The sequence below is a fragment of the Roseobacter sp. FCG-D35 genome, from assembly GCF_033436665.1.
Taxonomy (GTDB): Bacteria; Pseudomonadota; Alphaproteobacteria; order Rhodobacterales; family Rhodobacteraceae; genus JAWQFO01.
In genome coordinates this window covers 197,741-222,905 of record NZ_JAWQFO010000004.1, presented here as the reverse complement: position 1 = coordinate 222,905, position 25,165 = coordinate 197,741, and the positions used below count along the sequence as shown (strand labels likewise).

Annotated in this window: 24 protein-coding genes and 1 pseudogene; 9 read left to right on the top strand and 16 right to left on the bottom strand. The window is 65.8% G+C overall.

Annotated elements, in window-relative coordinates:
• Position 1: 1 nt before the first annotated feature.
• From arsC to R5H30_RS11985, 3 genes are read right to left on the bottom strand one after another with little or no spacing between them, the layout of a single operon-like run.
• Complete coding sequence (gene arsC, locus R5H30_RS11995) at positions 2–337, bottom strand: arsenate reductase (glutaredoxin) (RefSeq protein ID WP_318328619.1); 336 nt, start codon at positions 335–337, stop codon at positions 2–4.
• Positions 337–1,380, bottom strand: a complete 1,044-nt coding sequence (locus tag R5H30_RS11990; RefSeq protein ID WP_318328617.1) for a quinone-dependent dihydroorotate dehydrogenase — start codon at positions 1,378–1,380, stop codon at positions 337–339. The genes arsC and R5H30_RS11990 overlap by 1 nt, the downstream gene beginning before the upstream one ends.
• A complete protein-coding gene (locus R5H30_RS11985) occupies positions 1,377–1,727 on the bottom strand; it encodes a DUF952 domain-containing protein (RefSeq protein ID WP_318328616.1) in 351 nt (116 codons plus the stop codon). The genes R5H30_RS11990 and R5H30_RS11985 overlap by 4 nt, the downstream gene beginning before the upstream one ends.
• A 268-nt stretch (positions 1,728–1,995) precedes the next feature.
• On the opposite strand from R5H30_RS11985, the gene R5H30_RS11980 reads away from it, so the two are divergent.
• The 3 genes and pseudogenes from R5H30_RS11980 to R5H30_RS11970 all read left to right on the top strand — a co-directional run bounded on the left by R5H30_RS11980 (position 1,996) and on the right by R5H30_RS11970 (position 5,116).
• Positions 1,996–2,529 (top strand): VPLPA-CTERM sorting domain-containing protein, encoded by a 534-nt coding sequence (locus R5H30_RS11980; protein ID WP_318328614.1) that lies wholly within the window; start codon positions 1,996–1,998, stop codon positions 2,527–2,529.
• 166 nt (positions 2,530–2,695) lie between these two features.
• Positions 2,696–4,219: pseudogene (locus R5H30_RS11975) on the top strand (bifunctional metallophosphatase/5'-nucleotidase); the annotation flags it as partial.
• 222 nt (positions 4,220–4,441) lie between these two features.
• Positions 4,442–5,116, top strand: a complete 675-nt coding sequence (locus tag R5H30_RS11970) for an SOS response-associated peptidase (RefSeq protein ID WP_318328787.1) — start codon at positions 4,442–4,444, stop codon at positions 5,114–5,116.
• A 5-nt stretch (positions 5,117–5,121) separates the two neighbouring features.
• Here the strand turns inward: R5H30_RS11970 and R5H30_RS11965 are convergent, their stop codons facing one another.
• Both R5H30_RS11965 and R5H30_RS11960 read right to left on the bottom strand, forming a co-directional pair.
• The gene (locus tag R5H30_RS11965; protein WP_318328613.1) at positions 5,122–5,472 is read right to left on the bottom strand and encodes a cupredoxin domain-containing protein; all 351 of its coding nucleotides are present in this window, start codon (positions 5,470–5,472) and stop codon (positions 5,122–5,124) included.
• A gap of 122 nt (positions 5,473–5,594) precedes the next feature.
• On the bottom strand, positions 5,595–6,485 hold the full coding sequence (locus R5H30_RS11960; RefSeq protein WP_318328612.1) for a LysR substrate-binding domain-containing protein: 891 nt from the start codon (positions 6,483–6,485) through the stop codon (positions 5,595–5,597).
• A 114-nt stretch (positions 6,486–6,599) separates the two neighbouring features.
• On the opposite strand from R5H30_RS11960, the gene R5H30_RS11955 reads away from it, so the two are divergent.
• The gene (locus R5H30_RS11955; protein WP_318328610.1) at positions 6,600–7,823 is read left to right on the top strand and encodes an acyl-CoA dehydrogenase; all 1,224 of its coding nucleotides are present in this window, start codon (positions 6,600–6,602) and stop codon (positions 7,821–7,823) included.
• Positions 7,824–7,841: 18 nt separating this feature from the next.
• Here R5H30_RS11955 and R5H30_RS11950 read toward each other — a convergent pair whose 3' ends face one another.
• The 4 genes from R5H30_RS11950 to pcaD form a co-directional block, all read right to left on the bottom strand.
• On the bottom strand, positions 7,842–9,074 hold the full coding sequence (locus R5H30_RS11950; protein ID WP_318328609.1) for a mandelate racemase/muconate lactonizing enzyme family protein: 1,233 nt from the start codon (positions 9,072–9,074) through the stop codon (positions 7,842–7,844).
• Between the two features lies 1 nt (position 9,075).
• A complete protein-coding gene (locus R5H30_RS11945; protein ID WP_318328608.1) occupies positions 9,076–10,176 on the bottom strand; it encodes a Zn-dependent alcohol dehydrogenase in 1,101 nt (366 codons plus the stop codon).
• 144 nt (positions 10,177–10,320) lie between these two features.
• On the bottom strand, positions 10,321–11,667 hold the full coding sequence (locus R5H30_RS11940) for a lyase family protein (protein WP_318328607.1): 1,347 nt from the start codon (positions 11,665–11,667) through the stop codon (positions 10,321–10,323).
• Between the two features lie 153 nt (positions 11,668–11,820).
• Positions 11,821–12,609: a 3-oxoadipate enol-lactonase gene (pcaD, locus tag R5H30_RS11935; protein ID WP_318328606.1), complete on the bottom strand. Its 789-nt coding sequence runs from the start codon at positions 12,607–12,609 to the stop codon at positions 11,821–11,823.
• A gap of 867 nt (positions 12,610–13,476) precedes the next feature.
• On the opposite strand from pcaD, the gene R5H30_RS11930 reads away from it, so the two are divergent.
• Positions 13,477–15,972 (top strand): ATP-binding protein, encoded by a 2,496-nt coding sequence (locus R5H30_RS11930; RefSeq protein WP_318328605.1) that lies wholly within the window; start codon positions 13,477–13,479, stop codon positions 15,970–15,972.
• Between the two features lie 241 nt (positions 15,973–16,213).
• Here the strand turns inward: R5H30_RS11930 and R5H30_RS11925 are convergent, their stop codons facing one another.
• The 3 genes from R5H30_RS11925 to R5H30_RS11915 are packed head-to-tail and all read right to left on the bottom strand — an operon-like array spanning position 16,214 to position 18,695.
• On the bottom strand, positions 16,214–17,188 hold the full coding sequence (locus tag R5H30_RS11925; protein ID WP_318328604.1) for a threonine ammonia-lyase: 975 nt from the start codon (positions 17,186–17,188) through the stop codon (positions 16,214–16,216).
• A complete protein-coding gene (locus tag R5H30_RS11920) occupies positions 17,185–18,009 on the bottom strand; it encodes an alpha/beta fold hydrolase (protein WP_318328603.1) in 825 nt (274 codons plus the stop codon). Before R5H30_RS11920 ends, R5H30_RS11925 begins: the two co-directional genes overlap by 4 nt.
• On the bottom strand, positions 18,009–18,695 hold the full coding sequence (locus R5H30_RS11915) for a haloacid dehalogenase type II (protein ID WP_318328602.1): 687 nt from the start codon (positions 18,693–18,695) through the stop codon (positions 18,009–18,011). Before R5H30_RS11915 ends, R5H30_RS11920 begins: the two co-directional genes overlap by 1 nt.
• 184 nt (positions 18,696–18,879) lie before the next feature.
• On the opposite strand from R5H30_RS11915, the gene R5H30_RS11910 reads away from it, so the two are divergent.
• On the top strand, positions 18,880–19,308 hold the full coding sequence (locus tag R5H30_RS11910) for an FKBP-type peptidyl-prolyl cis-trans isomerase (protein ID WP_318328601.1): 429 nt from the start codon (positions 18,880–18,882) through the stop codon (positions 19,306–19,308).
• 72 nt (positions 19,309–19,380) lie between these two features.
• Here the strand turns inward: R5H30_RS11910 and R5H30_RS11905 are convergent, their stop codons facing one another.
• Together R5H30_RS11905 and fabB are read right to left on the bottom strand one after the other, a co-directional pair.
• Positions 19,381–20,172: an enoyl-ACP reductase FabI gene (locus R5H30_RS11905; protein ID WP_318328600.1), complete on the bottom strand. Its 792-nt coding sequence runs from the start codon at positions 20,170–20,172 to the stop codon at positions 19,381–19,383.
• 5 nt (positions 20,173–20,177) lie between these two features.
• Positions 20,178–21,422 (bottom strand): beta-ketoacyl-ACP synthase I, encoded by a 1,245-nt coding sequence (gene fabB / locus R5H30_RS11900; RefSeq protein WP_318328599.1) that lies wholly within the window; start codon positions 21,420–21,422, stop codon positions 20,178–20,180.
• A 299-nt stretch (positions 21,423–21,721) separates the two neighbouring features.
• On the opposite strand from fabB, the gene R5H30_RS11895 reads away from it, so the two are divergent.
• Entirely contained in the window at positions 21,722–22,183 is a 462-nt protein-coding gene (locus R5H30_RS11895) for a hypothetical protein (RefSeq protein WP_318328598.1), read from the top strand.
• Positions 22,184–22,197: 14 nt separating this feature from the next.
• Here R5H30_RS11895 and fabA read toward each other — a convergent pair whose 3' ends face one another.
• Entirely contained in the window at positions 22,198–22,707 is a 510-nt protein-coding gene (fabA, locus tag R5H30_RS11890) for a bifunctional 3-hydroxydecanoyl-ACP dehydratase/trans-2-decenoyl-ACP isomerase (protein WP_318328597.1), read from the bottom strand.
• Positions 22,708–22,938: 231 nt separating this feature from the next.
• On the opposite strand from fabA, the gene irrA reads away from it, so the two are divergent.
• A complete protein-coding gene (gene irrA, locus R5H30_RS11885; protein ID WP_318328596.1) occupies positions 22,939–23,361 on the top strand; it encodes an iron response transcriptional regulator IrrA in 423 nt (140 codons plus the stop codon).
• Positions 23,362–23,415: 54 nt separating this feature from the next.
• Positions 23,416–24,213: a phytanoyl-CoA dioxygenase family protein gene (locus tag R5H30_RS11880; protein WP_318328595.1), complete on the top strand. Its 798-nt coding sequence runs from the start codon at positions 23,416–23,418 to the stop codon at positions 24,211–24,213.
• A gap of 4 nt (positions 24,214–24,217) precedes the next feature.
• Here the strand turns inward: R5H30_RS11880 and R5H30_RS11875 are convergent, their stop codons facing one another.
• On the bottom strand, positions 24,218–25,081 hold the full coding sequence (locus tag R5H30_RS11875; RefSeq protein ID WP_318328594.1) for a hypothetical protein: 864 nt from the start codon (positions 25,079–25,081) through the stop codon (positions 24,218–24,220).
• Positions 25,082–25,165: the final 84 nt, after the last annotated feature.

Sequence of the window (25,165 nt, the reverse complement as noted above, 5' to 3'; positions counted from 1 at the left end):
CTCAAAGGAACTCCCGGACCCTTTCCGGCGGCCGCCCGATCACCGCGCGGTCGCCGTCGATCAGAATGGGACGTTCGATCAGGATCGGGTGCTCTGCCATAGCGTCGAGAAGTTCGCCGGCGTCCGTCGGTGTTCCCAGCGTCTTGAACGGCGCCTCGCCGACGCGCACCATCTCGAGGACGGGCACGTCGCCAAGTGCGGCGCGCAACGATTCGAGTTCGGACCGCGTCGGACGCTCCTCGAGATAGCGCCGCAGCCGAAACGGCTTGCCGGATGCCTCGACCAGCTTCAGCGCTTCCCGCGATTTCGAGCAGCGAGGATTGTGCCAGAATTCCATCATTCCCAGTCCTTCCGTCCGGTTCCCGTCGCTTCGGCAACGTTCGAGAAGCCATCCCGGTTCAGAAGATCGTCGAGACCTTCAAGGATCTCGCGCACCAGCGACAGCCCGCCGTAGACCAGCGCCGTGTAGAGCTGAAGCGCCGAGGCCCCGGCCCGAATCTTGGCGTAGGCCTGTTCGGCGGACCCGATCCCGCCGACGCCGATCAGCGGCAGGTCGGTCAGCCCGGAAAGCCGTGCCAGCACGCGGGTCGAGCGGTCAAAAAGCGGCTGGCCGGAAAGCCCGCCGGACTCGAAACGCCGCGCGCTGCGCAGCCCGTCGCGCGCAAGCGTCGTGTTGGTCGCGATGATCGCCGCGACGCCGGCGTTTTCGGCGACCTTGGCGACATCGGCAAGCTCGGCGGCATCGAGATCCGGCGCGATCTTGAGGAAGACCGGCGTGTCCCCGCGCACCTGCATCACGCCCTCGAGAAGTGCCGCCAGCGCCTTTGCCCCCTGCAGGTCGCGCAGGCGCTCGGTGTTCGGAGAGGACACGTTGACCGTGGCAAAGGCGATATGCGGGCGGGCGCGCTCCAGGACCCGGGCGAAATCGGCTGCGCGGTCCGCGCTGGACTTGTTGGCCCCGAGGTTGAGACCGACGGGCACTTCGGCGTCGGTTCGGGCGAGCCGGGCGCAGATCGTTTCCATGCCGTCATTGTTGAACCCGAAACGGTTGATTGCCGCGCCGTCCTCGGTCAGGCGAAACAGGCGAGGCCGGGGATTGCCCGGCTGGGCCAGGGGCGTGGCGGCTCCGACCTCGACAAAGCCGAACCCCGCCCGCGACAGCGGTCGCACCGCCTGGGCGTTCTTGTCGAACCCAGCGGCAAGCCCGAGGGGATTCGCCAGCACGAGGCCCGCGACCTCGATGCGCAACCGGTCCGAGCTGATCGGTCCCGGTGCGGCGGTCAGTCCGGAACGCAGCGCGGCAAGCGCGAGGCCATGCGCCCGCTCGGGATCCGTGCGGCGCAACAGGGCGAGGCCAGCACGCTCCAGCCGTGCGTTCATCCCGAGCTGTCCGAAAGTCCGGCCGGAAATGCGTGCGACCCGCCAACCAGCGGCAGCGGTTGCGCCCAGACGACGTCGTCCAGTCGCAGTTCGCGGTAGAGATGCGGGAACTTCTGACCGCCGCGCGACACTTCCCAGCGCAGCGCGTCGTCCAGCCGCTCGGTCTCGATCGCCAGCAGCATGAGACCGTCCTCGCCGGCGAAATGCTTCGCGGCTGTTTCCGGCGCCTGCTCGGCCGTGGACATATGCACGTACCCGTCTTGGATATCGATCGCGGCACCGTCGCTGCGGCCATCGCGCCGCAAAGCACACCATTCGTCGGCGCGGAAAATCTTGTAGACCAGCATGTCGATGTGATGCCTGCGCGCGGCAGGGCGGTCAAGTGCGGCAGAGGGAGTCAGAACGCGCGATCGAGGCAGCGCGTCAATGTTCCGATGCGCAAAAATCGGCCGATTTTCACATGGTGAGGTGGTGCCGGATCAGGGCGTTCCCGCGTCGATGGAATATGACTTTTTCTTGATTGAACTTGGGAACAGTTGCGGCACATAGCGCTTTACTTAACGCGTACGAGCGTGAGGTTTGTAAGCGTTGATAAACGGTAACGGAGGTATTTTCATGAGTTTGGGTAAAGTTATCGCAGCGGCATCGTTCGCCGTTGTTGTTCCTTTCGCCGCTTCGGCGGCAGTGGTAGGCGGTTCGTTCGTTGAAGGTGGCGCGACCAACTTCCTCGACGCAAATGGTCCCCAGGGCAACGCCAACGTGGCGACGTCCGACGGCGACGGCATGGAGTCTTTCACCTGGTCGTTCGAAGCGACCGAAAACCTGATCGTTTCCGGTTTCGGAACGGTCAACTTCGACTTCCAGTTCGTCAACTTGTCCTACATGTATAACGGTAACAACATCGCCGTGGTTCCGAGTGTCAGCAACCCAGGCACGTCGAATGTCCAGTTCCCCGAACTGGCGTTGATGATGGGTGAGCGTTTCGACGTGATGATCTCGTTCGACAGCGCCTCGCGCGGTGGCGACGCCGATTTCGGCCTGCTGACCAGCCAGCCGGCGCCGGTGCCGGTTCCGGCCGCGGGTGTGCTTCTTCTCGGTGGTCTTGCCGGTTTCGCCGGTTTTAAGCGCCGCGCCAAGAAGAAGTCCTGACCTGATTACGGTCTTCAGACAACAAAAGCCCCCGGCTCGGACCGGGGGCTTTTTTCGTCGGTGCCTGCCACTTTATCCGATCGCAGCGGCCGTGCGCCACTGAGACTTTGACACGCGCCGCGCCCGTGGCCACGATGGTCCGGTCACAGTTCAAGGGAAGATTGCAATGAACCGATTCCTCTGCGCCTCCGCCGCACTTGCCCTTACGTCCGGCATGGCCGCGGCCGAGTACGATCTGACGATCCTGCACACCAACGATTTCCACGCTCGCTTCGAGCCGATCAGCAAATATGACAGCGGCTGTTCGGCCGAGGACAATGCCGCGGGCGAGTGTTTCGGCGGCACGGCACGCCTTGTCACGGCGATCGAGGAGGCCCGCGCGCGGGCCGGCAACTCGATCCTCGTCGACGGCGGCGACCAGTTCCAGGGCACGCTGTTTTATACCTACTACAAGGGCGCGCTGGCCGCCGAGATGATGAACAAGCTCGGCTACGACGCGATGACCGTGGGCAACCACGAATTCGACGACGGCCCGGAAGTGCTGCGCGGTTTCATGGACGCGGTCGAGTTTCCGGTGCTGATGTCGAATGCCGACGTTTCCGCCGAACCGCTGCTGGCCGATACGCTGGCCAAGTCGACGGTGATCGAGAAGAACGGCGAGAAGATCGGCCTGATCGGCCTAACGCCCGAGGACACCGACGAGCTTGCCGCGCCGGGGCCGAACATCACCTTCTCCGATCCGGTCGCGGCCGTGCAGGGCGAGGTCGACAAGCTGACCGGCGAGGGCGTCAACAAGATCATCGTGCTGAGCCATTCGAGCTATCACGTCGACCAGCGCGTCGCCGCCGAGACCACGGGCGTCGACGTGATCGTGGGCGGGCATTCCAACACGCTGCTCGGCGACATGGAGGGGGCGGAAGGGCCTTATCCGACGATGGTCGGCGACGTGGCGATTGTGCAGGCCTATGCATACGGCAAGTTCTTGGGCGAGCTCAACGTGACCTTCGACGATGATGGCAAGATCGTTTCGGCCACCGGCGCGCCGATCATCATGGACGCCAGCGTGACCGAGGACGACAGCACGGTCGCGCGCATCGCCGAAGCCGCCAAGCCGCTCGACGAGATCCGCAACAAGGTCGTTGCCGAAACCGCGTCGCCCATCGACGGGGAACGCGACAACTGCCGCAGCGGCGAATGCGCCATGGGCAACCTGATCGCCGACGCCATGCTTGCGCGGGTCAAGGACCAGGGCATCGACGTGGCGATCCAGAACGGCGGCGGCATCCGCGCCAGCATCGACGGCGGCGAGGTGACGATGGGTGAGGTGCTGACCGTTCTGCCGTTCCAGAACACGCTCTCGACCTTCCAGGTCAAGGGTGCCACGCTGGTCGCGGCGCTGGAAAACGGCGTGAGCCAGATCGAGGAGGGGGCCGGGCGCTTTGCGCAGGTCGCGGGCATGAGCTACAGCTTCGATGCCAGTCAGCCGGCGGGCAGCCGGGTGTCTGACGTGATGATCGGCGGTGCGCCGGTCGATCCCGAAAAGACCTATGGCGTGGTGTCCAACAACTACGTGCGCAACGGCGGCGACGGCTACGACATGTTCGTCGAAGCCGAGAACGCCTACGACTTCGGGCCGGACCTCGCCGACGTGACGGCCGAGTTCCTTGCCGAAGCGGGTCCGTTCGAACCCNGGCTACGACATGTTCGTCGAAGCCGAGAACGCCTACGACTTCGGGCCGGACCTCGCCGACGTGACGGCCGAGTTCCTTGCCGAAGCGGGTCCGTTCGAACCCTACACGGACGGACGTATCACCAAGAAATAAGTACGTTCTGCGATCTGGAGGGCGCGCCGGAGACCATCCGGCGCGCCCTCGTCTTTACGCGGGTCGCCCGCGCGCCTAACGTTTCGGACATGTGCGGCCGTTTCGCCATCACCCTTCCGCCAGATGCGATGGCGCAGCTTTTCGAAGCCGCGCCGGCGAACGACCTGCCTCACGTGCCCAACTACAACGTGTGTCCGACGAACCGCATCCATATCGTGACCGGCGGCGACGACGCGGACCGGCGCCTCGTGGCGATGCGCTGGGGGCTGATCCCGCACTGGTACAAGAAAGAGAACGACGGCCCGCTGCTGATCAACGCCCGTTCCGAGACCGTGGCCGAAAAGCCGGCGTTTCGCAGCGCCGTCCGATCCCGTCGCGCGCTGGCCGTGACCAGCGGCTTCTACGAATGGACCAAGGCCGAGGACGGCGGCAAGGATCCCTGGTTCATCACGCGTCGCGACGGTGCGCCGCTCGTGATCGCGGCGATCTGGCAAAACTGGGGGCCGAAGGACGGGGAGACCCGTGCGACCGCGGCGCTGGTTACCACCGCGGCGAACGAGACGATGGGCCGGATCCATCACCGGATGCCGGTGCTCCTCGAGCCGGGCGACTGGCCGCTCTGGCTGGGCGAGGCGGGCCACGGCGCTGCCGAACTTATGCGACCCGCATCCGAAGACGTGCTGCAGATGCACCGCGTCGGGCGCGCGGTGAATTCCAACCGGGCCACTGGGCCGGAGCTTGTCGCGCCGTTCGACGAAGATTGACGTCCTCAATCCGCGAGCGGAGACCGCTCAAAGCTGATCTCGCCGCGGAACGCCCTGTCGCCGTTGCCGTAGAATGCCCCTTCCATCCAGGACGCAATTCCGATCACGATCTCGGTCCCGGGAGCGATGATGCCGGTCGTCCATGCGGGCGCGACGGCCGACACGACATGGGCCTCGGCGCTTTCGTTGACGAACCGCAGGTTGTCGCCGATTGCGGCGTAGACGGTGTCCGGGAAATAGGTGTCGGCAAGGATGATGACCGTGTGCTCCTTGCGGTCCCGGTTCGGACTCTGCCCGCCAGCCGGCGTGACGCACACCGCCGCCATTGCCGCCGTCGCAATGACCAAAGCGCTCAACATGCGCACCATTTCACTACCCTTCGCTCTACCTCTTAACGCGAGTTATTTTGACGTGATACATCTTGAACGGTATGCGATTATGACGGCTTCGGGTCGGACCTGCGACCCTTTCCGCGACGTCAGTCGCTTTCGGCCTGCGCTGCGAGCCAGGTTATGAACGATCTGCAGGGGACCGACTCGGGGCGGTCCGAAGGCCAGACGAGGTAGTACGTGCCGATGCTTTCGGAGGTGCGGTCCGAGGCCAGCACCAACTCGCCGCGCGCAAGGTAGGGGTCGGCGGCGAAGGTCGGCAGCAGCGCCACGCCGAGACCGTGGATCGCCGCCTGCGCCATCGTCGAGAACTGGTCGAAGACCATGCCGGGCGGCAGGTCGACATCCGCCCCGAGCGCCCGGAACCAGCGCAGCCAGGCGCGCGGACGGGTTTCGAGATGCAGCAGGTCACGCGCCAGCAGCGCCTTGGGATCTGTCGCCTCCCCCTCGACCAGTCCGGGCCGGCACACCGGCACGACGATCTCGGGCAGCAGCGGAAGATAGCTTACGCCCGGCCAGTCCTCGCGCCCGAAGTGGATCGCCGCGTCGAAGGCCGAGGTACGGAAGTCGAACGGCTTCAAGCGCGTGGAGAGGTTGACCGTCACCTCCGGGTGTCGCGTGGCGAAATCGCTCAGGCGCGGGGCCAGCCAGTGCATGCCGAACCCGGGCAGGATGGCGAGGTTCAGCGCCCCGGCGGCCGGGTCGGTGCGGGCCGAGACCGAGGCCTGTGCGAGACGCTGCAGGATGTCGCGCACCTTCTCGACATAGGCCGCGCCCGCCGGCGTCAGCGCGAGACCACGCCCTTCGCGGGCAAGCAGGCTGACCTCGAGCTGCTCCTCCAGCGTGCGCAGCTGCCGGCTGACGGCACTCTGGGTCAGCGACAGTTCGGCGGCGGCTTGCGTGGCGCTGCCGTGACGGGCGGCGGCCTCGAAGGCGACAAGGGCCGAGATCGAGGGCAGGTAGCGGCGCGGCGCGATCATCTATGAGTTTTTCTCATGCATGGCGTGACAAAGCATCGTTAGAACTCGACGCCAACTTCTGCAATACTGTGACGCGATCCCGACCCCCTTCAGATGCCGTGGAAAGGAAATCTCATGAACGCCGAAGCCCCCGTACTGAAAGCCAAGGACGCGCCGGACCTCGGTGCCTTCGACTGGGCCGACCCCTTCCGCCTTGACGACCAACTCGAGGAAGACGAGCGCATGATCCGCGACTCGGCCCATGCATACGCGCAGGAAAAGCTGCAGCCGCGCGCCGTGGAAGCCTTTGCCGAGGAAAGCACCGATCCCGAGATCTTCGGCGAGATGGGCGAGATGGGCCTTCTAGGCGTGACCTGCCCCGAGGAGTACGGCGGGCTCGGCGGCTCTTATGTGAGCTATGGGCTGGTCGCGCGCGAGGTCGAGCGGGTGGATTCCGGCTATCGTTCGATGATGTCGGTGCAGTCGAGCCTCGTGATCTACCCGATCTACGCCTACGGCTCGGAAGCGCAGCGCAAGAAATACCTGCCCAAGCTTTGTTCGGGCGAGTGGATCGGCTGTTTCGGCCTGACCGAACCCGACGCGGGGTCCGATCCGGCGGGTATGAAGACCAAGGCGGTCAAAACCGACGGCGGCTACCGGATTTCGGGCTCGAAGATGTGGATCTCGAACGCGCCGATCGCCGATGTCTTCGTGGTCTGGGCCAAGTCCGAGGCGCATGGCGGCAAGATCCGCGGCTTCGTGCTGGAAAAGGGCATGAAGGGCCTCTCGGCGCCCAAGATCGGCAACAAGCTGTCGCTGCGGGCCTCGATCACCGGCGAGATCGTGATGGACGGCGTCGAGGTCGGCGAGGATGCGCTGCTGCCGAACGTGCAGGGGCTCAAGGGCCCGTTCGGCTGTCTGAACCGGGCGCGCTACGGGATCAGCTGGGGGGCGATGGGTGCGGCCGAATTCTGCTGGCACGCGGCCCGGCAGTACGGGCTCGACCGGCACCAGTTCGGCAAGCCGCTGGCTGCAACGCAACTCTTCCAGAAAAAGCTCGCCGACATGATGACCGAGATCTCGCTGGGACTGCAGTCGAGCCTGCGGGTCGGTCGCCTGCTCGACGCGGCACAGGCCGCGCCCGAGATGATCTCGATCGTCAAGCGCAACAACTGCGGCAAGGCGCTGGATATCGCGCGGATGGCGCGCGACATGCACGGTGGCAACGGTATCAGCGGCGAATTCCAGGTCATCCGCCACATGCTGAACCTCGAGACAGTCAACACCTACGAGGGCACGCACGACGTGCACGCCCTGATCCTCGGGCGCGCGCAGACCGGCATTCAGGCATTCTTCTGACCCGACGGGGCTGCGGGGTCAGTCCTTCGGGGCTGGCGCGCCGCCTTCGAAGGCGTTGCCCTCAACGTAGTTGCAGGGCGCTTCCTGCATCTCGAGGTGCAGCCCGTCACCGGTGTAGGGATGTGCGCGCGCGAGGTCCTCGTCGACCTCGATCCCCAGTCCCGGCGTTTCGGAGAGGCGCACGAACCCCTCGTCGACGCGGATCGATCCCTTGATCAGCGCGTCGTGGAACGGTGTCTCGATTGTTTCGGCCATCAGCAGGTTCGGGATCGAAGTGGCGAAATGCAGGTTCGCTGCCCATTCCACCGGCCCGGCGTAGAGGTGCGGCGCCATCTGGGCGTTGTAGACATCGGCCATCGCGGCGATCTTCTTGGCCTCCCAGATGCCGCCAGCGCGCCCCAGCGCCGGCTGCAGGATACTCGCCGCGCCCGCGCGCAGAAGCGGTGCGAATTCCGCCTTCGTTGTCAGTCGCTCTCCGGTAGCGACGGGAATCCGCACCGCGCGGGCGACCTTGGCCATTTCCTCGACGGCATCGGGCGGGATCGGTTCCTCGAACCAGAGCGGCCCGTAGGGTTCCAGCGCCTGCCCCAGGCGAATTGCGCCGGCGGTGGTGAACTGGCCGTGGGTGCCGAAAAGCAGGTCGGCGCGGTCTCCGACGGCCTCGCGGATCGCGCGGCAGAAGGCCACGGATCGCGTGATGTCGCTCATCGCCGGCATGTGACCGCCGCGCAGCGTGTAGGGGCCAGCGGGATCGAACTTGACCGCCGTGTAGCCGCGCGCGAGGCAGTCTGCCGCAGCTTCCGCCGCAAGCTCCGGTGCGGTCCAGAAGGCTGAAATGTCCTGGTGCGGAAGCGGGTAGAGATAGGTGTAGGCGCGCACGCGGTCGTTCATGCGCCCGCCGAGCAGGGCATAAACGGGCCGGTCGCGGGCCTTGCCGAGGATGTCCCAGCAGGCGATCTCGAGCCCCGAAAACGCCCCCATGACCGTGAGGTCGGGGCGCTGGGTGAAGCCGCTCGAATAGGCGCGGCGGAACATCAGTTCGATGTTCTCGGGAGTCTCGCCGTGCATGTGACGCGCAAAGACGTCGCGAATGACGGCCGCCATGGCGTCGGGGCCGACCGAGGCGGCGTAGCACTCGCCCCAGCCGGTGATCCCATCATCGGTGGTCAGCTTGACGAATATCCAGTAGCGCCCGCCCCAGCCGGGCGCCGGCGGGGCGGTGACGATGACGTCGAGTTCGGTAAGTTTCACGTCAGCCTCCTGGGCGGTCGAAGAGGATCACATTGCGCCGCGCGCCGCCGCCGCGCGTGTCGGCGATGGCCTCGTTGATCTGCTCCAGCGTCCAGCGGCCCGAGATCAGTTCGTCGAGTTTCAGGCGGCCCTGCTGATAGAGGTCGACCATCCAGGGAATGTCGCGCTGGATCACGGCATCGCCCATCTTCGAGCCGATCATGCCCTGACCGATGGCGGCGAGGATCACGGGCTCGTAGCTCGACACCGCGCCGCTGTGCGGCATTCCGACCATGACCACGCGTCCGCCGCGGCCGAGGTAGCGCGGCGCGGTGTCGTAGGCGGGAATCGCGCCCACGGTCACGATGACCGCGTCCGCGCCACGGCCGCCGAGCGCCTTGTAGGCGGCGCGCCAGGGCGACTTGGAGGTCGCCAACACGCCATCGGTGGCCCCGAACTCGCGCGCGGTGGCAAGCTTGGCCTCGCTCATGTCGACGGCGACGATCCGGCGGGCACCTGCGATCCGCGCGCCCTGGATGGCGTTGAGGCCGACGCCTCCCGCACCGATTACCACGACGTCCTGTCCCGCGCGCAGTGCCGCGGCATTGACCACTGCGCCGACTCCGGTGATAACGCCGCAGGCGATCAGGCTGGCGACGTCCTGGGGGATGCCGGCGGGGATCTTCACCACCTGGCCCTGATCGACAACGACCTTCTCGGCGAAGGCGCCGGTTGCCATGGCCTGGTGAAGCTTGCCGCCCTCTGCCGTGCTGATCGGACCGGCGTCGCCGTCATAGGGGGTTTCGCAGAGCGTCGGCTTGCCCGAAGCGCAGCCGGCGCAGGTGCCACAGGCGCGGATCAGGGTCACGACAACCGTGTCACCCTCCGCAAGCCCGCGCACCCCGTCGCCAACCGCGGTGACCCGGCCTGCGGCCTCGTGGCCGTAGACTGCCGGCAGCGATCCGCCCCAGGCCCCGTCGGCAAAGGAAATGTCGGAATGGCAGATCGCCACCGCGCCCAATGTCACCTCGACCTCACCGATCCCGGGTGGTCTGATCCGGATGTTCTCGACGACAAGCGGTGCGCCGAATTCGTGGCACACGGCGGCCTTGATAGTCTGCATGAGTGTCCAGTCTCCCTCTGGGCGTCGTCCGCTGAGTCGGACGGTTGCCCGGAACGGTGTTGCGCCGCAAGAGCGGAAACGTGTGCGGTCGCGCGCGCCGCCCTCCCGTCGTCAGGCGCGATCAGATGTCACGCACTGTCGGTATCAGTTTTCGCTCTGCGCCTCCTGTAAGGCGCGCACCCGCGCGGCGAAAGCGCGCGCCGCGTCAGGTGCGCATCCGGTCTGGGCGGCCGGGTCGAACAGCGCTTGATCGAGGTCTGGGTGGGCTTCGAGCGCCACGTCCCGCAGCGGATGCCCGGTTTCGGTCGCCGCGCGGCACAGGCGCTTGGTTTCCGCCTGAGCCTCAGGACGCGGCAGACGCGCAGCGAGGGCGAAGCTGAGCGCTTCTGCCAGGATCAGGCCGCCGTCGGCATCGAGGGCCGTGCGCATGCGATCTGCATCCGGGGCCAGCCCGGCGGCCAGCGACCGTGCGATCGTCAGAGCGGATGCGCCGGCGAGGCAAAGCTGGGGCAGCAGCGCCCATTCGGCGAACCAGGCCGCGCCGTCGCGCTGGTGTTCGTGCGTCGCGGCAGCCTGCAGTCCGGCGCGCAGCGGCCCTGTCTGCATTGCCAGCGACGACAGGGCCGAGGCGGCCACCGGGTTCTGCTTCTGCGGCATCGTCGAGGATGCGCCGGCCCCGCCGAAGCCGATCTCGCCAATGCCCGAGGCGCTTAAGGCGATCAGCGTGTTCGCCATCGCGCCAAGTGCCATGGTGAGCCGCAGGATCCAGTCGGCGATGCGTAGGATCGGGGTTCGGTCCGTGTGCCAGCCGCGTCCCGAATCGGCGAGGCCGAGCGTCTCGGCCATCGTGGCGCGCAGCGCAGTAGGGTCCGTACCGAGGGCAGAGGCGGTTCCAGCCGCGCCCGACAGGGACACCAGCAGCGCCTTGCGGCGCAGGTCGGGCAAATCGTCGAGCGCGTCCGCCAGCGGATCGCCCCATTGCGCGACCACCGCGCCCCAGGTCGTCGGTACGGCGGCCTGACCGTAGGTCCGGGCCGGCATGGCCGTCGTCGCATGCTGCCCGGCTTGCGTGGCTAGTGTGGCGAGCACCGCGCGCAGGTCTGCCTCCATAAGCTTCAGGCATTGCCTGAGACGCAGCATCAGGGCGGTGTCCATGATGTCCTGCGAGGTCGCGCCCCAATGCACGTACTGCGCATGCTCCGGCGCGTTCATCGCCGTTTGGAAGGCGGCGACAAGCCCCGGAACGCAGACTCCGTTGGTGCCGGTGGACTCGGCCAGGGCGGCCGGGTCGATCTGGACCTCGAGCGCGGCGCGTTGAATGGCCGCGGCGCTGATCTCGGGGATCACGCCGGCAGCACCCTGTGCGCGGGCGAGCGCTCCCTCGACCAGCAGCATGGCGCGGATGGCGGCGCTGTCCGAGAACAACCGCCCGGCTTCGCCGGTCGGGAAAAGCTGCGCAAACAGCGGGCTGTCGAAGAGACTGGCGGGCATCGGGTCGGCTCCGGCTTGCGGTGTCGCCCCGGCGCAGGATCGCGGCGGGATCGGGAGGTGCGGGAACGGGTTGTTGATACCGCGAACCGCCTGTGCGGACCAGATGTCCGATGGTTTGGCGGCATTGCCGCCGCGGGCCAGTAGGAGGTCCTGTCAGCCGTGGCCGGTGTCGAGCAGGAACCGCGACAGAATCCGCGCATATTCCTCGGGCTGTTCGACGCAAGGCAAGTGGCCGGCCTTGCGGATCAGCTCGAACCGGCTGCCCGGGATCAACTCGGTGGTCTCGCGCACCAGGTCGGGCGGTGTCGAGCCGTCCTCGGAGCCGGCGATCCCGAGGGCGGGCAGGCGCAGGCTGGCCGTGGTGGTGAAGAAATCGGTGTGAGAGATCGCCGCCGAGCAGCCCATGTAACCTTCGGGATCCTGCCGGACCAGCATGTTGCGCCAGAGTTCCAGATCTGGCCGTGCGCGGAAGTCGGCGGAGAACCAGCGCTCCATCACCGCGTCGGCCAGTGCCGCGATCCCATTCTCGCGCACGGTAGAAATCCGTTCGTCCCACATCGCGCGGGTGCCGATCTTGGCGGCGGTGTTCGACAGCACCACCGCGCGCACCAGATCGAGCCGCTTGACCGCCAGCCCCTGGGCGATCATGCCACCGATGCTGAGGCCGACGAAGACGCAATCCTTGAGCCCGAGGTGGTCGACCAGCTTCTCGGCGTCGCTGATCAGCGTGCCCATGTGATAGGGGCTGGCAGGACAGGTGGTCAGCCCGTGCCCGCGCTTGTCGTAGCGGATGTAGCGGAAACCGTCGGGCAGCTGCGGCAGGATCGGATCCCAGAGCCGAAGGTCGGTGCCGAGCGAATTGGCGAAGACGACCGGCGCGCCGTCCTCCGGCCCATCGCTGCGATAATGGACGCGAATGTCGCCGAGCTCCGCGATCTGCATGGTCTGTCCTCCGATGGTCCTTAACCGGACCATATACCTATCCGCCGCGTCGATGAAACGTCCCGGCGCCGCGCACGAAGCGTTGCCCAGCCGCTGTTTGAGTTTTGATCTGCCGAGGTCGACCGCAGAAACGCGGCAAGCGGTCACTCGAACTCGGTGCGGACGCCGCGTCCGAGGCACAGAAACATGCGGTGCAAACGCGCAAGGTCGCGCGCACATCTTCCCGGCCATCGAGGACGGCGTGCCCAGCAGCGCCTTCGAGACATGCAGGGCACGGATCGAAAGGCAGAAGTCCGCACTCGAAAAACTGATGCTCGACGCCCAGGCGCGCCGTGGTCGTGGTGAAGATCAATCGGTTCCTCGGTGACCGCGACTTCGTCGAGGAGGCCTGCGTGTCTCTCGCAGATCTCCTTCGGTCCATCGCTCTCATACTGGTCCAACGGGCCCGGCAGGCGCCTGCCGTAGCAAGACGGCAAACTTCCGGAAAGTGCGGGGCGAACTTTCAAGTGCGCATGTCCAGCACTGCGGCTTGCGGACGATCATTCGCCGATGCAGGGCGGCCCTGGTTCCACCGGTGCCTGGCAGATGATCGTGGATCACTCCGTGCCACAACCAATGGCAGAGCGGCGCCTGGCGGGTCAGGTGTTTTCCTGTCGCGCCAGACCCTCATATGTCCGTGCCTCGACACAAGTATCCGAGACAGGGCACGGCAGGTGTCGCGTCCGCGATCGGACGGCCGGATGCAGGACTCGCGGAAGGAAGTTCTTGACCCCCCGGGTTGCGTCAAGCGACGTTAGCGCCACATGGCGCATTCACGGAAATGTAAGGTGAATTGGCGTCCCATGGCAGCGGAACCCGGGAAAGGCGATGACCCAGAATACGACGTCGAACTACTTTGTCATCGGTCTTTTCTACCTCGTGTTCTGGTGTGCGTTCGACCTCGTCGGATGGGTGTTCGAGGTCTCGCCCGGGGTCAGCCCGTGGTATCCCCCGCATGGTCTGAGCATTGCACTTTTGCTCATCCTCGGGTTGCAGTTTCTTCCCTTGTTGATGGTTGGGCCGCTCATCATGGGATCGCTCGTCTGGATGAAGGGCGAACCCGTCGCGCTGTTGCTTCTGGCCCTTGGAGTGACGCTCGGCTACGGATGCTCGGCCCTCTGGTTGCGCCGACGCGACGTCGACCCCGGCCTCGGCAAACTGTCCGATGTCGCGCAGTTCTTCGCCGCGATGATCGTCGGTTCCCTGGCGGTCGCAACCATGGCCATTCTCGATCTTGCGGTCTTCGGTCTTCTGAGTTGGGACGCCGTCCCATCCTCGATTCTCTCGTTCTGGGCCGGGGACACGCTCGGGGTCATCTGCATCGCCCCCGCCCTCATGACGACGGTTTTCCCAAAAATCCGGCAGATCGCGGACAATTGGCAACGCGACACGGCGCCCAGGCTGTTCGGCAGCGCATCGCGACTGACAAAGGTGCTTTTCATAGCGCTGGCCTTGCTGATCGTTGCCGTACTCGATCCGTTCGACGCGGTTTCGTTTTCCCTGTCCTTCCTTCTGGTCTTTCCCGTTCTGGGCATCGCGATGACGGGTTCGGTCGCCGCGACCGCCACTGCGGTCGCCGCCGCCAGCATCGCTATGGCGGCCGCCCTGAAAACGAACAACGGTCTGGACTACCTCGTTGCGGAGCAACTGCTCATGTCGGGTCTCGCCATCGGTGCGCTTTGCCTTGCGGCAGCGGTTTCGGAGTTGCGGACAACCCGAAAGCTGCTGGTCGACGTCTTCGACACCACGACCGAAGGTATCCTGGCATTCGACAGTTCGGGCCGTGTCAGACTGGCCAACAAGGCAGCCCGGCGGATGCTGGGCGGTGTCGAGGACAAGGAACCATTCGACTGGCCCGAAGATGTTCGGTTCTCGGCACTCGACGTCAACGAGACCGATACCGCGGGGGCGAACCCGATAAAGCGTCTCCTGGAGGGTGCAGCGCAGCATTCCGGAGTGAACGTGCTGACCCGTCGAGGTGAGCGTGAGCATCGCTACGTACGCATCAACAGCGCAAGGTCGAACGACGAGTCATCCGCGATCTGGAGCGTTCTGGCGCTGAACGACGTGACGGAGATCGAAGAGGGCCGTCAGCAGATCGAACGGGCAAATCGTCTCGATGCATTGGGTCAGTTGACCGGCGGAATTGCCCATGATTTCAACAACCTATTGTCCACGATCGAGTACGGGACCGAGTTGTCCAAGACGACGGAGAATTCTGAGCAGCGGCAAACGTATCATGACACCGTGCTCTCGGCCGTGCGCAAGGGGGCCGTCCTCACATCGCGCCTTTTGGCTTTCGCGAAACGTCAGCCCGGGCGTGCCGCGTCGGTTCTTGTTTCACAGGTCCTCGACGACCTCGAACAGCTTGCCAAACCAACGATCGAGGAAAGTATCGACCTGATGGTTTCGTGTTCGGATCCCGAGCTGCTGGTTTATTGCGACATCGGGCAACTTGAGAGCGCGCTTTTGAACCTCGTCATCAATGCGCGGGATGCCTTGGTGACGCAGGGTGTGGGCGGACGGATCACGGTCAGTGCGAGGGGCGTCTCGGACGTGGACGCGGACCTCGGTCGCCGCCGCGAAAACCTGAGCGCATACATCGCCCAAGGCCTCAGCGCCGCGAATTGCGGCGAACGCGGGACCGTGAACCGGACGCACCGGTTTGTGGAACTGGTCGTGACGGACAATGGCACGGGCATGTCGGACAGGGTGAAGGCACGCGCCACGGACCCATTCTTCTCGACAAAGGCATCCGGTGCGGGCACCGGGCTGGGCCTGTCGATGGTCTACGGGTTTGTCCAGCAATCGGATGGCGACATGCGGATCTATTCGGAGCCGGGACTGGGAACCACGGTCAGGATCACGCTGCCGCGCGGATCGGAAGCCGGTCCGCGCGAAGAACCGGTCGATCAGTTGCCGGTGTCGAAAGGGCAGGGTGAGGTGGTCCTGATCGTCGAGGACCGGCGGGAGCTTCTCGACATGATGGGCGACGTCATTGGGCAGCTTGGCTACGAAGTCCTGAAAGCGCCCGACGGCACGGCTGCGCTCGAAACCGTAATGTCCGGAACAAAAATCGACCTTTTGCTGACCGATGTCGTGATGCCAGGGGCGATCAATGGGTTCGAGCTTGCCGAGAGAACACGCGCGGTTCTCCCCGAGTTGCCGGTCGTCTACATGTCCGGCTACACGGGTTATTCCTCGGCGGACATGGGATCGGTGGTTGCGCCAATCCTGCAGAAGCCGGGAACGCCGATGGACCTGGCCAGAACCATCCGGGATGCCCTCGGATCGTCGGGGGGCGCAGCAACCTCGGCCCGGTAGCTTGCTCGCTGCCGCCCGCGATGGTGCGGGCTGTCACCGGTCGCGCACATGGCCACTGAACTTCGGCTGCCGGTGCGGAACCCAGATCGATGTGAAAAGATGCGCGGGTCGTTTGCCCGGTCTCGAGGAGATCACCGGCGGGGAAGTTTTCGCGAGCAACCAGGGAACAGGGGGCGCTGCCCCCGTCGCGGCGCTGCCGCGACTCCCCCGGGATATTTCCGAACCAGAGATGTGCGGCGGGTCAGGCGTCGAGGTCGTCCAGCGCGCGGCGGAACACGTCCGGGTCGACGTTGCCGCCCGAGATCGTCACGATCACGTCCGGCCCGTCGATCTCGTCACTCCGGAAGAGCGCGGCGGCGAGGGCGACGGCACCGCCGGGTTCGGCGACGAGCTTGAGGCGCAGAAAGGCATGTGCCATCGCCCGAAGCGCCTCGTCCTCGCGGACAACCAGGCCAGGCCCGGCCAGGCGCTGCAGGATCGGGAAGGTGAGATCGCCGGGCTGCGGGGTGAGAATCGCGTCACAGAGGTTGCCCGAGGCGGTTGCGTTGCGGCAGATGCGCCCCGCTTCGAGGCTGCGGGCGACGTCCTCGAAGCCTTCGGGTTCGGCGGTGCGCAGACGCAGGCCCGGCGCCTCGGCCTCGAGTGCCAGGGCGATACCCGAGGCGAAGCCGCCGCCGCCGCAGCAGACGATGACGTCGGCGGTTTCGATGCCCGCGGCACGGGCCTGGGCCGCGATCTCGAGCCCGCAGGTGCCTTGCCCAGCGATCACCTGCGGTTCGTCGAAGGGTTTGATCAGGGTCAGGCCGTGCTCTTTCGCAAGGCGCGCGCCGATTTCGTCGCGGTCCTCGGTGGCGCGGTCGTAGAGCACGACTTCGGCGCCGAGCGCGCGGGTGTTTTCGATCTTGAGGCGTGGCGCGTCGGCGGGCATGACGATGGTGGCCGGAATGCCATGCAATGCGGCCGCGCGGGCCACGCCCTGGGCGTGGTTGCCGCTGGAATAGGCGATCACGCCGCGGGCGCGGACCTCCGGGTGCAGCGCGCTGATCGCGGACCAGCCGCCGCGGAACTTGAAGCTGCCGGTGTGCTGCAGGCATTCCGGCTTGATCCAGACCCGCCGCCCGGCGATCTCGTCGAGAAAGGGGGAACTCACCAGGGGCGTTTCGCGCACGTGACCAGAAAGGCGTTCCTGCGCGGCGCGGATCATCTCGATGTTCATTGCATCTTTCCGATCCATTGGTGCAGGGCCGCGACGGCCTCGGGCTCGTCGAGGAAGGGGATATGGCCGCGCCCGGGAACCTCGGCGGCGATCATGTCGGGGCGCCGGCGTTGCATCTCGGCGAAGGTCTCGGGGCTCAGAAGGTCCGAATTCGCACCCCGGATGCAGGCCAGCGGCAGGCCGTCCAGAGCGTCGAAATAGGGCCAGAGGTCAGGCACGGCTTGTGCGTCCTGGTCCAGCACCGCCTCGCGCAGCTTGGGGTCGTAGGTGATCTGCAGGCCGTCCGGTCCGGCGGTGTAGAGCTTCTCGACCTCTTCGATCCAGCGTGCCATCGGCACATCGACAAATCCCGTCATGGTGCACGCCAGCGCCGCTGCGGCTTCTTCGTGTGTGCGGGCGGCCGGGTTTCGCCCGAGATAGCCCTTGATGAACTCGAGGCCTTTCCGATCGATGACCGGGCCGACGTCGTTAAGGCAGACGCCGCGCAGGCGATCTTTCGCGCCCATGGCGAGTCCCATGGCGTTGAGCCCTCCGCGCGACGTGCCGAGCACCGCGACAGCGTCGAGACCGAGGTGGTCGAGCAGTTCCAGCACGTCGCGGCATTCGACCGGGAGCACGTAGCTCGACGCCTCCTCGGCCCAGTCCGATTGCCCGCGTCCGCGGTAGTCGAGCTTGATCAGCCGGCAACCGGCAAGATGCGGGGTCACATAGTCGAAATCGCGGGTGGTCCGGGTCAGGCCGGAAAGGCACAGGATCGGCAGACCGGCGCCTTCGTCGGTATAATGCAGGCGCAAGCCGTCCGAAGTGGTGAAATGCGCCATCAGCCTGCCGCCAGGTCGGTAATGCCGGCGAGATCGGCCAGCACGTGGTCGGGTGTCCAGGGCAGGCGGTCGACAGGATCGCCGGCGCGGTTCACCCATGCGGTGGTGAACCCGTAGCCTGTCGCGGCGGCGGCGTCCCAGCCGTTGGAGGAGACGAAGAGCACGTGCGACCGGTCGCAGCCGAAGCGCTTTTCGACGAGGTCGTAGACCGTCGCGTGCGGCTTGAAGACGCCGACGCTTTCGACTGAGAGCACGTCGTCGAGCACATCGGCGATGCCGGCCGAGCGCACTGCGCCGTCAAGCATGTCGGGCGACCCGTTCGACAGGATGGCGGTGGCCTTGCCGGCCTCTTTCAGCGCGTGCAGCATCTTCGGCACCTCGGGGTAGCATTGCAGCTCCCAGTAGAGCGCCAACAGGCGTTCGCGCAGCTCCGGGTCGCCATCGAGATCGGTCTTTTCGAGCGCCCAGTCGAGGCCGTCCTGCGTGACGGTCCAGAAACTGTCATGGGCACCGGTGACCGCGCGAAGCCAGCTGTACTGTAACTGCTTCAGGCGCCAGTGTTCGGCAAGGGCCGGCCAGCTCTCGGCAAGGTTTTCGCGGCCGGGTTCGGCGGCGGCCTGCCGCGCGGCGGCTGCGACGTCGAAAAGCGTGCCGTAAGCATCGAAGATGCAGGTCGTGATGGTCATGCGCGCCCCGTCGTTACGTGTCGGGCGCAGACTGTCACGGCCCAGCGACATCGGAAAGGCCGAAAAACCTCAGGCTTCGGGGTTTACTCCAGGCTTGCGGTCCTTACACTCGGCGGCCAGATGGAAGAACCCGCGCAGATACGCGGCCTTCCCAATTCCCACATCACATCGATCGGAGATTGAAATGACCCAGGTCAAGGCGGGTGACACCGTAGCCATTCACTATACCGGAACCTTGCAGGACGGGACGACCTTCGACTCGTCCGAGGGCCGCGATGCGCTGGAGTTCGTGGTCGGCTCGGGACAGATCATCCCGGGGCTCGACGAAGCGCTGCCGGGCATGGAGGTCGGCGACAAGAAGTCCGTCGACGTGCCTTGCGCCGAGGCCTACGGGCCGGTGAACCCGGAGATGCGACAGTCGGTTCCGCGCGAGGGCATCCCCGACAACATCCCGCTCGAGGTCGGCACCCAGCTTCAGATGCAGACGCCGGACGGGCAGGCGATGCCGGTCATGGTCGTTGAGGTCGATGAAGCCACCGTGACGCTCGACGCGAACCACCCGCTTGCGGGCAAGGACCTGTCCTTCGACATCGAGCTGATGAAGATCGCCTGAGCCGGCGAGGCTTTCATCACCCTGTTCGGGCGCGCCGGTGACGGTGCGCCCGATCCGTCTTCGGGAAAGGGGTCAGAGATATTCCTGCTGCGGCATGCCGAGGACATGGAAACCGCCGTCGACGCGGATGATCTCTCCGGTCGTGCAGGCGCCCGCGTCGGAGGCCAGGAAGACCGCGGTGCCACCCACCGCCTCGAGCGTTGCGTTCGAGCGCAGCGGCGCATTCTGGTCGGTGTGCTTGTAGGTGCGGCGCGCCCCGCCGATGGCCGCGCCGGCCAGCGTCTTCATCGGGCCGGGCGAGATCGCGTTCACGCGGATGCCCTCGGGCCCGAGGTCGTTGGCAAGATAGCGCGTCGCCGATTCCAGCGCCGCCTTGGCCACGCCCATGACATTGTAGTTCGGTACGACCCGGTTCGATCCCTGGTAGGTCAGGGTCATCAGGCAGCCGCCGTTCTCGACCATCAGCGGATGCGCGCGCCGGGCGACGTCGATGAAGGAATAGGCCGAGATGTCGAGCGAATGCTTGAAGTTGGCGCGGCTGGTGTTGAGGAAACGTCCGGTCAATTCGGCCTTGTCCGAATAGGCGATGGCGTGAACGAGAAAGTCGATCGTCGGCCAGCGCGCGGCAAGCTGTTCGAAGGCGGCGTCGAGCGAGGCGTCGTCGGTGACGTCGACATCGACCATGAAATCCGACCCGACGCTTTGCGCCAGCGGTTCGAGCCGTTTCCCGAATGCCTCGCCCTGGTGGGTAAAGGCCAGTTCGGCGCCGGCCTCGTGCATCGCCTTGGCGATCCCCCAGGCGATCGATCGATCGTTCGCGACTCCCATGACGAGACCGCGTTTTCCCTCAAGCAATTTCGACATCACTCTTACCCAAGATATTTCGACAGGATCATCGACCCGTTCGTGCCGCCGAACCCAAATGAGTTGGTCATGACACTGTCCAGACCGGCATTGTCGACCCGCTCCAGCGCGATCTCGGCGGGATCGAGCTTGGGGTCGAGGGTCTGGACGTTGATGGACTTGGCGATGAAATCGTTGTCGAGCATCAGCAGGCTGAAGATCGCCTCGAGTGCCCCGGCAGCACCTTGGGTATGCCCGGTCATCGACTTGGTCGAGCTGACCGGGGGCGTCTTGCCGCCGTACTGGTCGAGCTTACCGAAGGCGCGCCGCACCGCTTCGATCTCGCCCACGTCGCCGACGGGTGTCGAGGTGCCGTGCGCATTGATGTAACCGACCTTGCGGTCCGGCGAGAGCTGTTCGAGCGCCAGGCTCATCGCCCGCTCGCCGCCTTCGCCCGAGGGGGCCACCATGTCGTGCCCGTCGCTTGTCGCGGCAAAGCCTGTGACCTCGGCATAGATGCGCGCCCCGCGCGCCTTGGCCCGTTCCAGCTCTTCCAGCACGACGATGCCGCCGCCGCCGGAGATCACGAACCCGTCGCGATCGGCGTCGAAGGCGCGCGAGGCGGTCTCCGGCGCATCGTTGTATTTCGAGGACATGGCCCCCATCGCGTCGAAAAGGCACGACAGGGTCCAGTCGAGTTCCTCGCCGCCGCCGGCGAACATCACGTCCTGCTTGCCCATCATGATCTGCTCGGCGGCGTTGCCGATGCAGTGCAGCGAAGTCGAGCAGGCCGAGGTGATCGAATAGTTGATGCCTTTGATCTTGAAGGCGGTCGACAGGTTCGCGCTGACCGTCGAGGACATGCACTTGGGGACCGCGAAGGGCCCGATGCGCTTGGGCGAGCCCTTTTCCAGCACCGTCTGGTGCGCGGCCAGCATCGCCGAGGTAGACGGACCGCCCGAGCCCGCGACAAGCCCGGTCCGCGGGTTGACGATGTCATCCTCGTCCAGCCCTGCGTCGGCGATCGCCTGGGTCATCGCGATATGGGAATAGGCCGCACCCGGTCCCATGAAGCGCAGTGTGCGCTTGTCGACATACTCGCTCACGTCGATGTCGAGCGTGCCGGCGACCTGGCTGCGAAAGCCGTGTTCGGCCATTTCCGGGCTGAATTCGATTCCGCTGGTCCCGTTCTTCAACGCGGCCAGCACTTCCTCGGCATTGTTTCCGATGGACGAAACGACGCCCAGTCCGGTTACGACGACACGGCGCATCCTGCGCTCCCCTTCGCTTTCTCTGTCTCCCGTTTAGGACAGGGCTGCCCGTGGGCGCAACCGGAATGCAGTCGCACCGCATGAGTAGGCTCCATGCCGCACGTCATTGACGCGAGCGCCCTGAGCATCGGTTTCCAACGGGCACTGTTGAGGGAAAGCGCCGATGCGGCCACGCCTTCCGTCGGATCGAACAGTCTTTACACGCTCGACATTGTCAGATCGAAACCTATCGAATGAAGCAGATCGTGTAAGTCCTGATCCTCATTCTTTCCGCGGTTGGCGCCGCGATCTGGTGGTGGGTGCGCCACAACCCGCGCGAGGCGATTGGCGTCGCGCAGGACGCGGTCACGACGGCGGTCAATGCACCTCGGCGCTTTGCGTTTCGCCGGCAGACCGGACAGCACCCTGTTGACGGTATTGATGACGCGCGCCTTGCCGTTGCCGTGATTGCAATGGCCTATCTGGAACTCGAGGACGTGCCGACGCAGGATGACCTCGATCGACTATACGTGTTGCTACGCTCGAAGCTGCGGCTCGACGAAGAGGAAGCAAATGAGGCGCAGGTCTTCGGGCGCTGGGTCGTGGCCCAATGCGCGTCCCCCGAGCCGGCCATTTCGAAACTCGACAAACGGCTGCGCAAGCTCGACGGGCCGTCAGCCAAGAAGGCGCTCGGTGATATACCGGGCGAACTGCCGCAGCTCGGGCCGAGCGACCGTCAGGTGGACGTGCGTGAGACTATTCAGAACTCATTCGGAACCTGACCCTGCGTCCGGTGTCAGCTTTCCGACAGTGCGACCTTCATGTCGGTAACCTGGTAGATGGTGTCGCCATCCGCCTCCACCCGGCCATTGGCGACCCCCATCGTCAGGCGCCGCGTCTGCACGGCCTTGGTGAAGTCGACATAGTAGGTCAGCATCTTGCGGTCCGGGCGCACCATGCCGGTCAATTTGACCTCGCCGACGCCAAGCGCGTAGCCGCGTCCCTGCCAGCCGCGCCAGCCGAGGTTGAACCCGGTCAGTTGCCACAGCCCGTCGAGGCCCAGGCAACCCGGCATGATCGGGTTGCCGGGGAAGTGGCAGTCGAAGAACCAGAGGTCCGGCGTGATGTCGAACTCGGCGACCACGTGGCCCTTGCCATGTTCGCCGCCATCGCTCGAGATGTCGGTGATCCGGTCCATCATCAGCATCGGCGGTTCGGGAAGCTGGGCGTTGCCTGGCCCGAAAAGCTCGCCGCGGGCGCATTTGAGCAGGTCTTCCTTGTCGAAACTGGTCGGGTAGCTGGCCATTTCGTCGCGTCTCCTGCAGGCGTCGGTTCAAACTTCCCGCTCCTCTAGCACCGCGCTTGGCGGTCCCGCAAGGCCGCGATGCCGACGGCGGACCGCAAGCCGGTACGGCCCGCGTGGTGCTGGCGTCACGCCGATGCGGAGCTATTCACGGGGCTGGAAGGCTGAATTCGGAAATCGGATTGAAAAAACCTGCCGGGGCGCACTATATCTTGGGTATCGAGGAGGTTTGCTGTGACGGCGACGACCCAGAACGACATCGGAACGCAATGGCTGGCCGAAGCGGGCCTGCGCCCGACACGCCAGCGTCTGGCCCTGGCGGAGCTTCTCGTCGGAGACGGTCGCCATCGCCACGTCACGGCAGAAAGCCTCTACGACGCGGCCCAGAAACACGGGGCGGCGGTTTCGCTTGCCACGGTTTACAACACCTTGCGTGCCTTTTGCGACGCGGGCCTGTTGCAGGAGGTCACGGTGGACGGCTCCAAGAGCTACTTCGACACCAACACCACGGACCACCCACATTACTACTGGGAAGACGACGGCAGGCTGACCGACGCGCCTTCGGAAGAGTTGGTGATCGCAAGGCTGCCGAATGCCCCGGATGGGGCCGAGATCGCCTCGGTTGACGTGGTGATCCGTCTGCGCCGCAAGGCGTGAACAGACCGATCGCCGCGCCGGAACGCCCGTGAACGACTGCGCCGGGAACCCTGCATGACACACCCGCTGATTTCGCCCGCGCATGTCGCAGACTTCGAACGTGACGGCGTTACAGTCGTGCGGGGGCTCTTTCGCGATCACATCGAGGATCTGCGCGCCGGGGTCGAGCGCAACATGGCCGACCCAGGACCATATGCCGCCGAGAACCTCAAGGCGGGTGAGGGCGGGCGGTTCTTCGACGACTACTGCAACTGGCAGCGCATTCCGGAATTCGAAAGCGTGCTGCGACACTCGGCGGCGGCCGAGGTGGCCGCGGAGCTGATGCAGAGCGAAACCGCGCAGCTCTTCCACGATCACGTGCTGGTCAAGGAGCCCGGCACGTCGAAGGCGACGCCTTGGCATCAGGATGCGCCTTACTACTTCACCGGCGGCCGGCAGTCGGTCAGCTTCTGGGCGCCGCTGGATCCGGTGCGCGAGGCGACCCTTCGTTGCGTTGCGGGGTCGCACCGCTGGCCCCGGCAGGTGTTGCCGACGCGCTGGCTGTCGGAAGAGGATTTCTATCCCGACGGCAAGGATTACATGCCTGTGCCCGATCCGGATGCCGAAGGGATGACCGTGGTCGAATACGAGATGGAGCCCGGCGACGCCGTGGCCTTCCACTTCGCGACCTTGCACGGCGCACGCGGCAACACGACCACCCGGCGCCGGCGCGCCTTCTCGGTCCGTTTCGTGGGCGATGACGCGCGCTACGTGACCCGGCCGGGCCGTACCTCGCCGCCGTTCCCGGAGCACGGCATGACGGACGGCGACCGGCTGCGCGAGGACTGGTTCCCGGTACTCTTCCGCGCCTGACCGCTCAGAACCACTGGCCGGACTCGATCAGGCCGAGGTCCAGCAACTGACGCGAGTTCCATTCGAAGGGTTCGGAGTTGTGCCAGCGGAACGTCGCGATACGCTCACTGCTGCCCGGATTGGCCTTCAGCGCCTTGGCCGTGCGGAACGAACAGACCGCCGCCGTCAGGTTGTGATGCCACGGGCAGGCGTAGGTGTTGTATTCGGGGTCCGAAAAGGTGTGGTCGCTGCGCAGCGTCAGGCCGGGCTTGGCACGGAACAGCGCGATCCGGTCGATCCTGCGGCGCTCGGGCGGTATATGCTCCTCGAAGCGCCAGCGCACCCCGCCGAAAACGTCGAGTTGCCGCTCGCAGGGCTGTCCTGCGGCGTCCGTCCGCGCAAGCGCGTAGTAGCCCGCGCGGTCAAGATGTGCGCGCTCGCGGCTGACGGCGCCCGGATCGCGCGCGAGATCGTCGGCATAAAGGTCGACGACATAGGCCAGCATCGCATCGCGGCGTTCCTCGGCGTGAAAGGCGAGCATTTCGCCGACGCTGCGGGTCTCGCAGAACGGGTAAAACAGGTATTCGGCGTTGAAGCAGTAGTAGAGCCAGCAGCCAGGCGCGGCCCGGATCACCGCATTGACCGCCGCCTCGAAGGGCGCATCGGGGCCGAGGGTATGGTCGATGCGATGCACGCGGTCCTGCAAACCCTCGGGCAGGGGGAAGCCCGGCGGCATCAGGGCGATCACCTGCGCGAAGCCGCGGTCGAGATGGTGGTGCAGCGTGCTTGCGACCTCGACATCGTCCTCGACGAGCACGAGCGCGACCGGTCCCGCGCGAAGGGCGGAGCGGTCCCGCTTCAGGAATTGGGCGAGGCTGGCGTGGCGCATCGCGGCTCCGCGTTGGAAATTCGCGGCAGAATCGGGTAATCCCCGCTGCATTGCAAGCTGGCGGCGCGACTGCTAGTCAGCGCG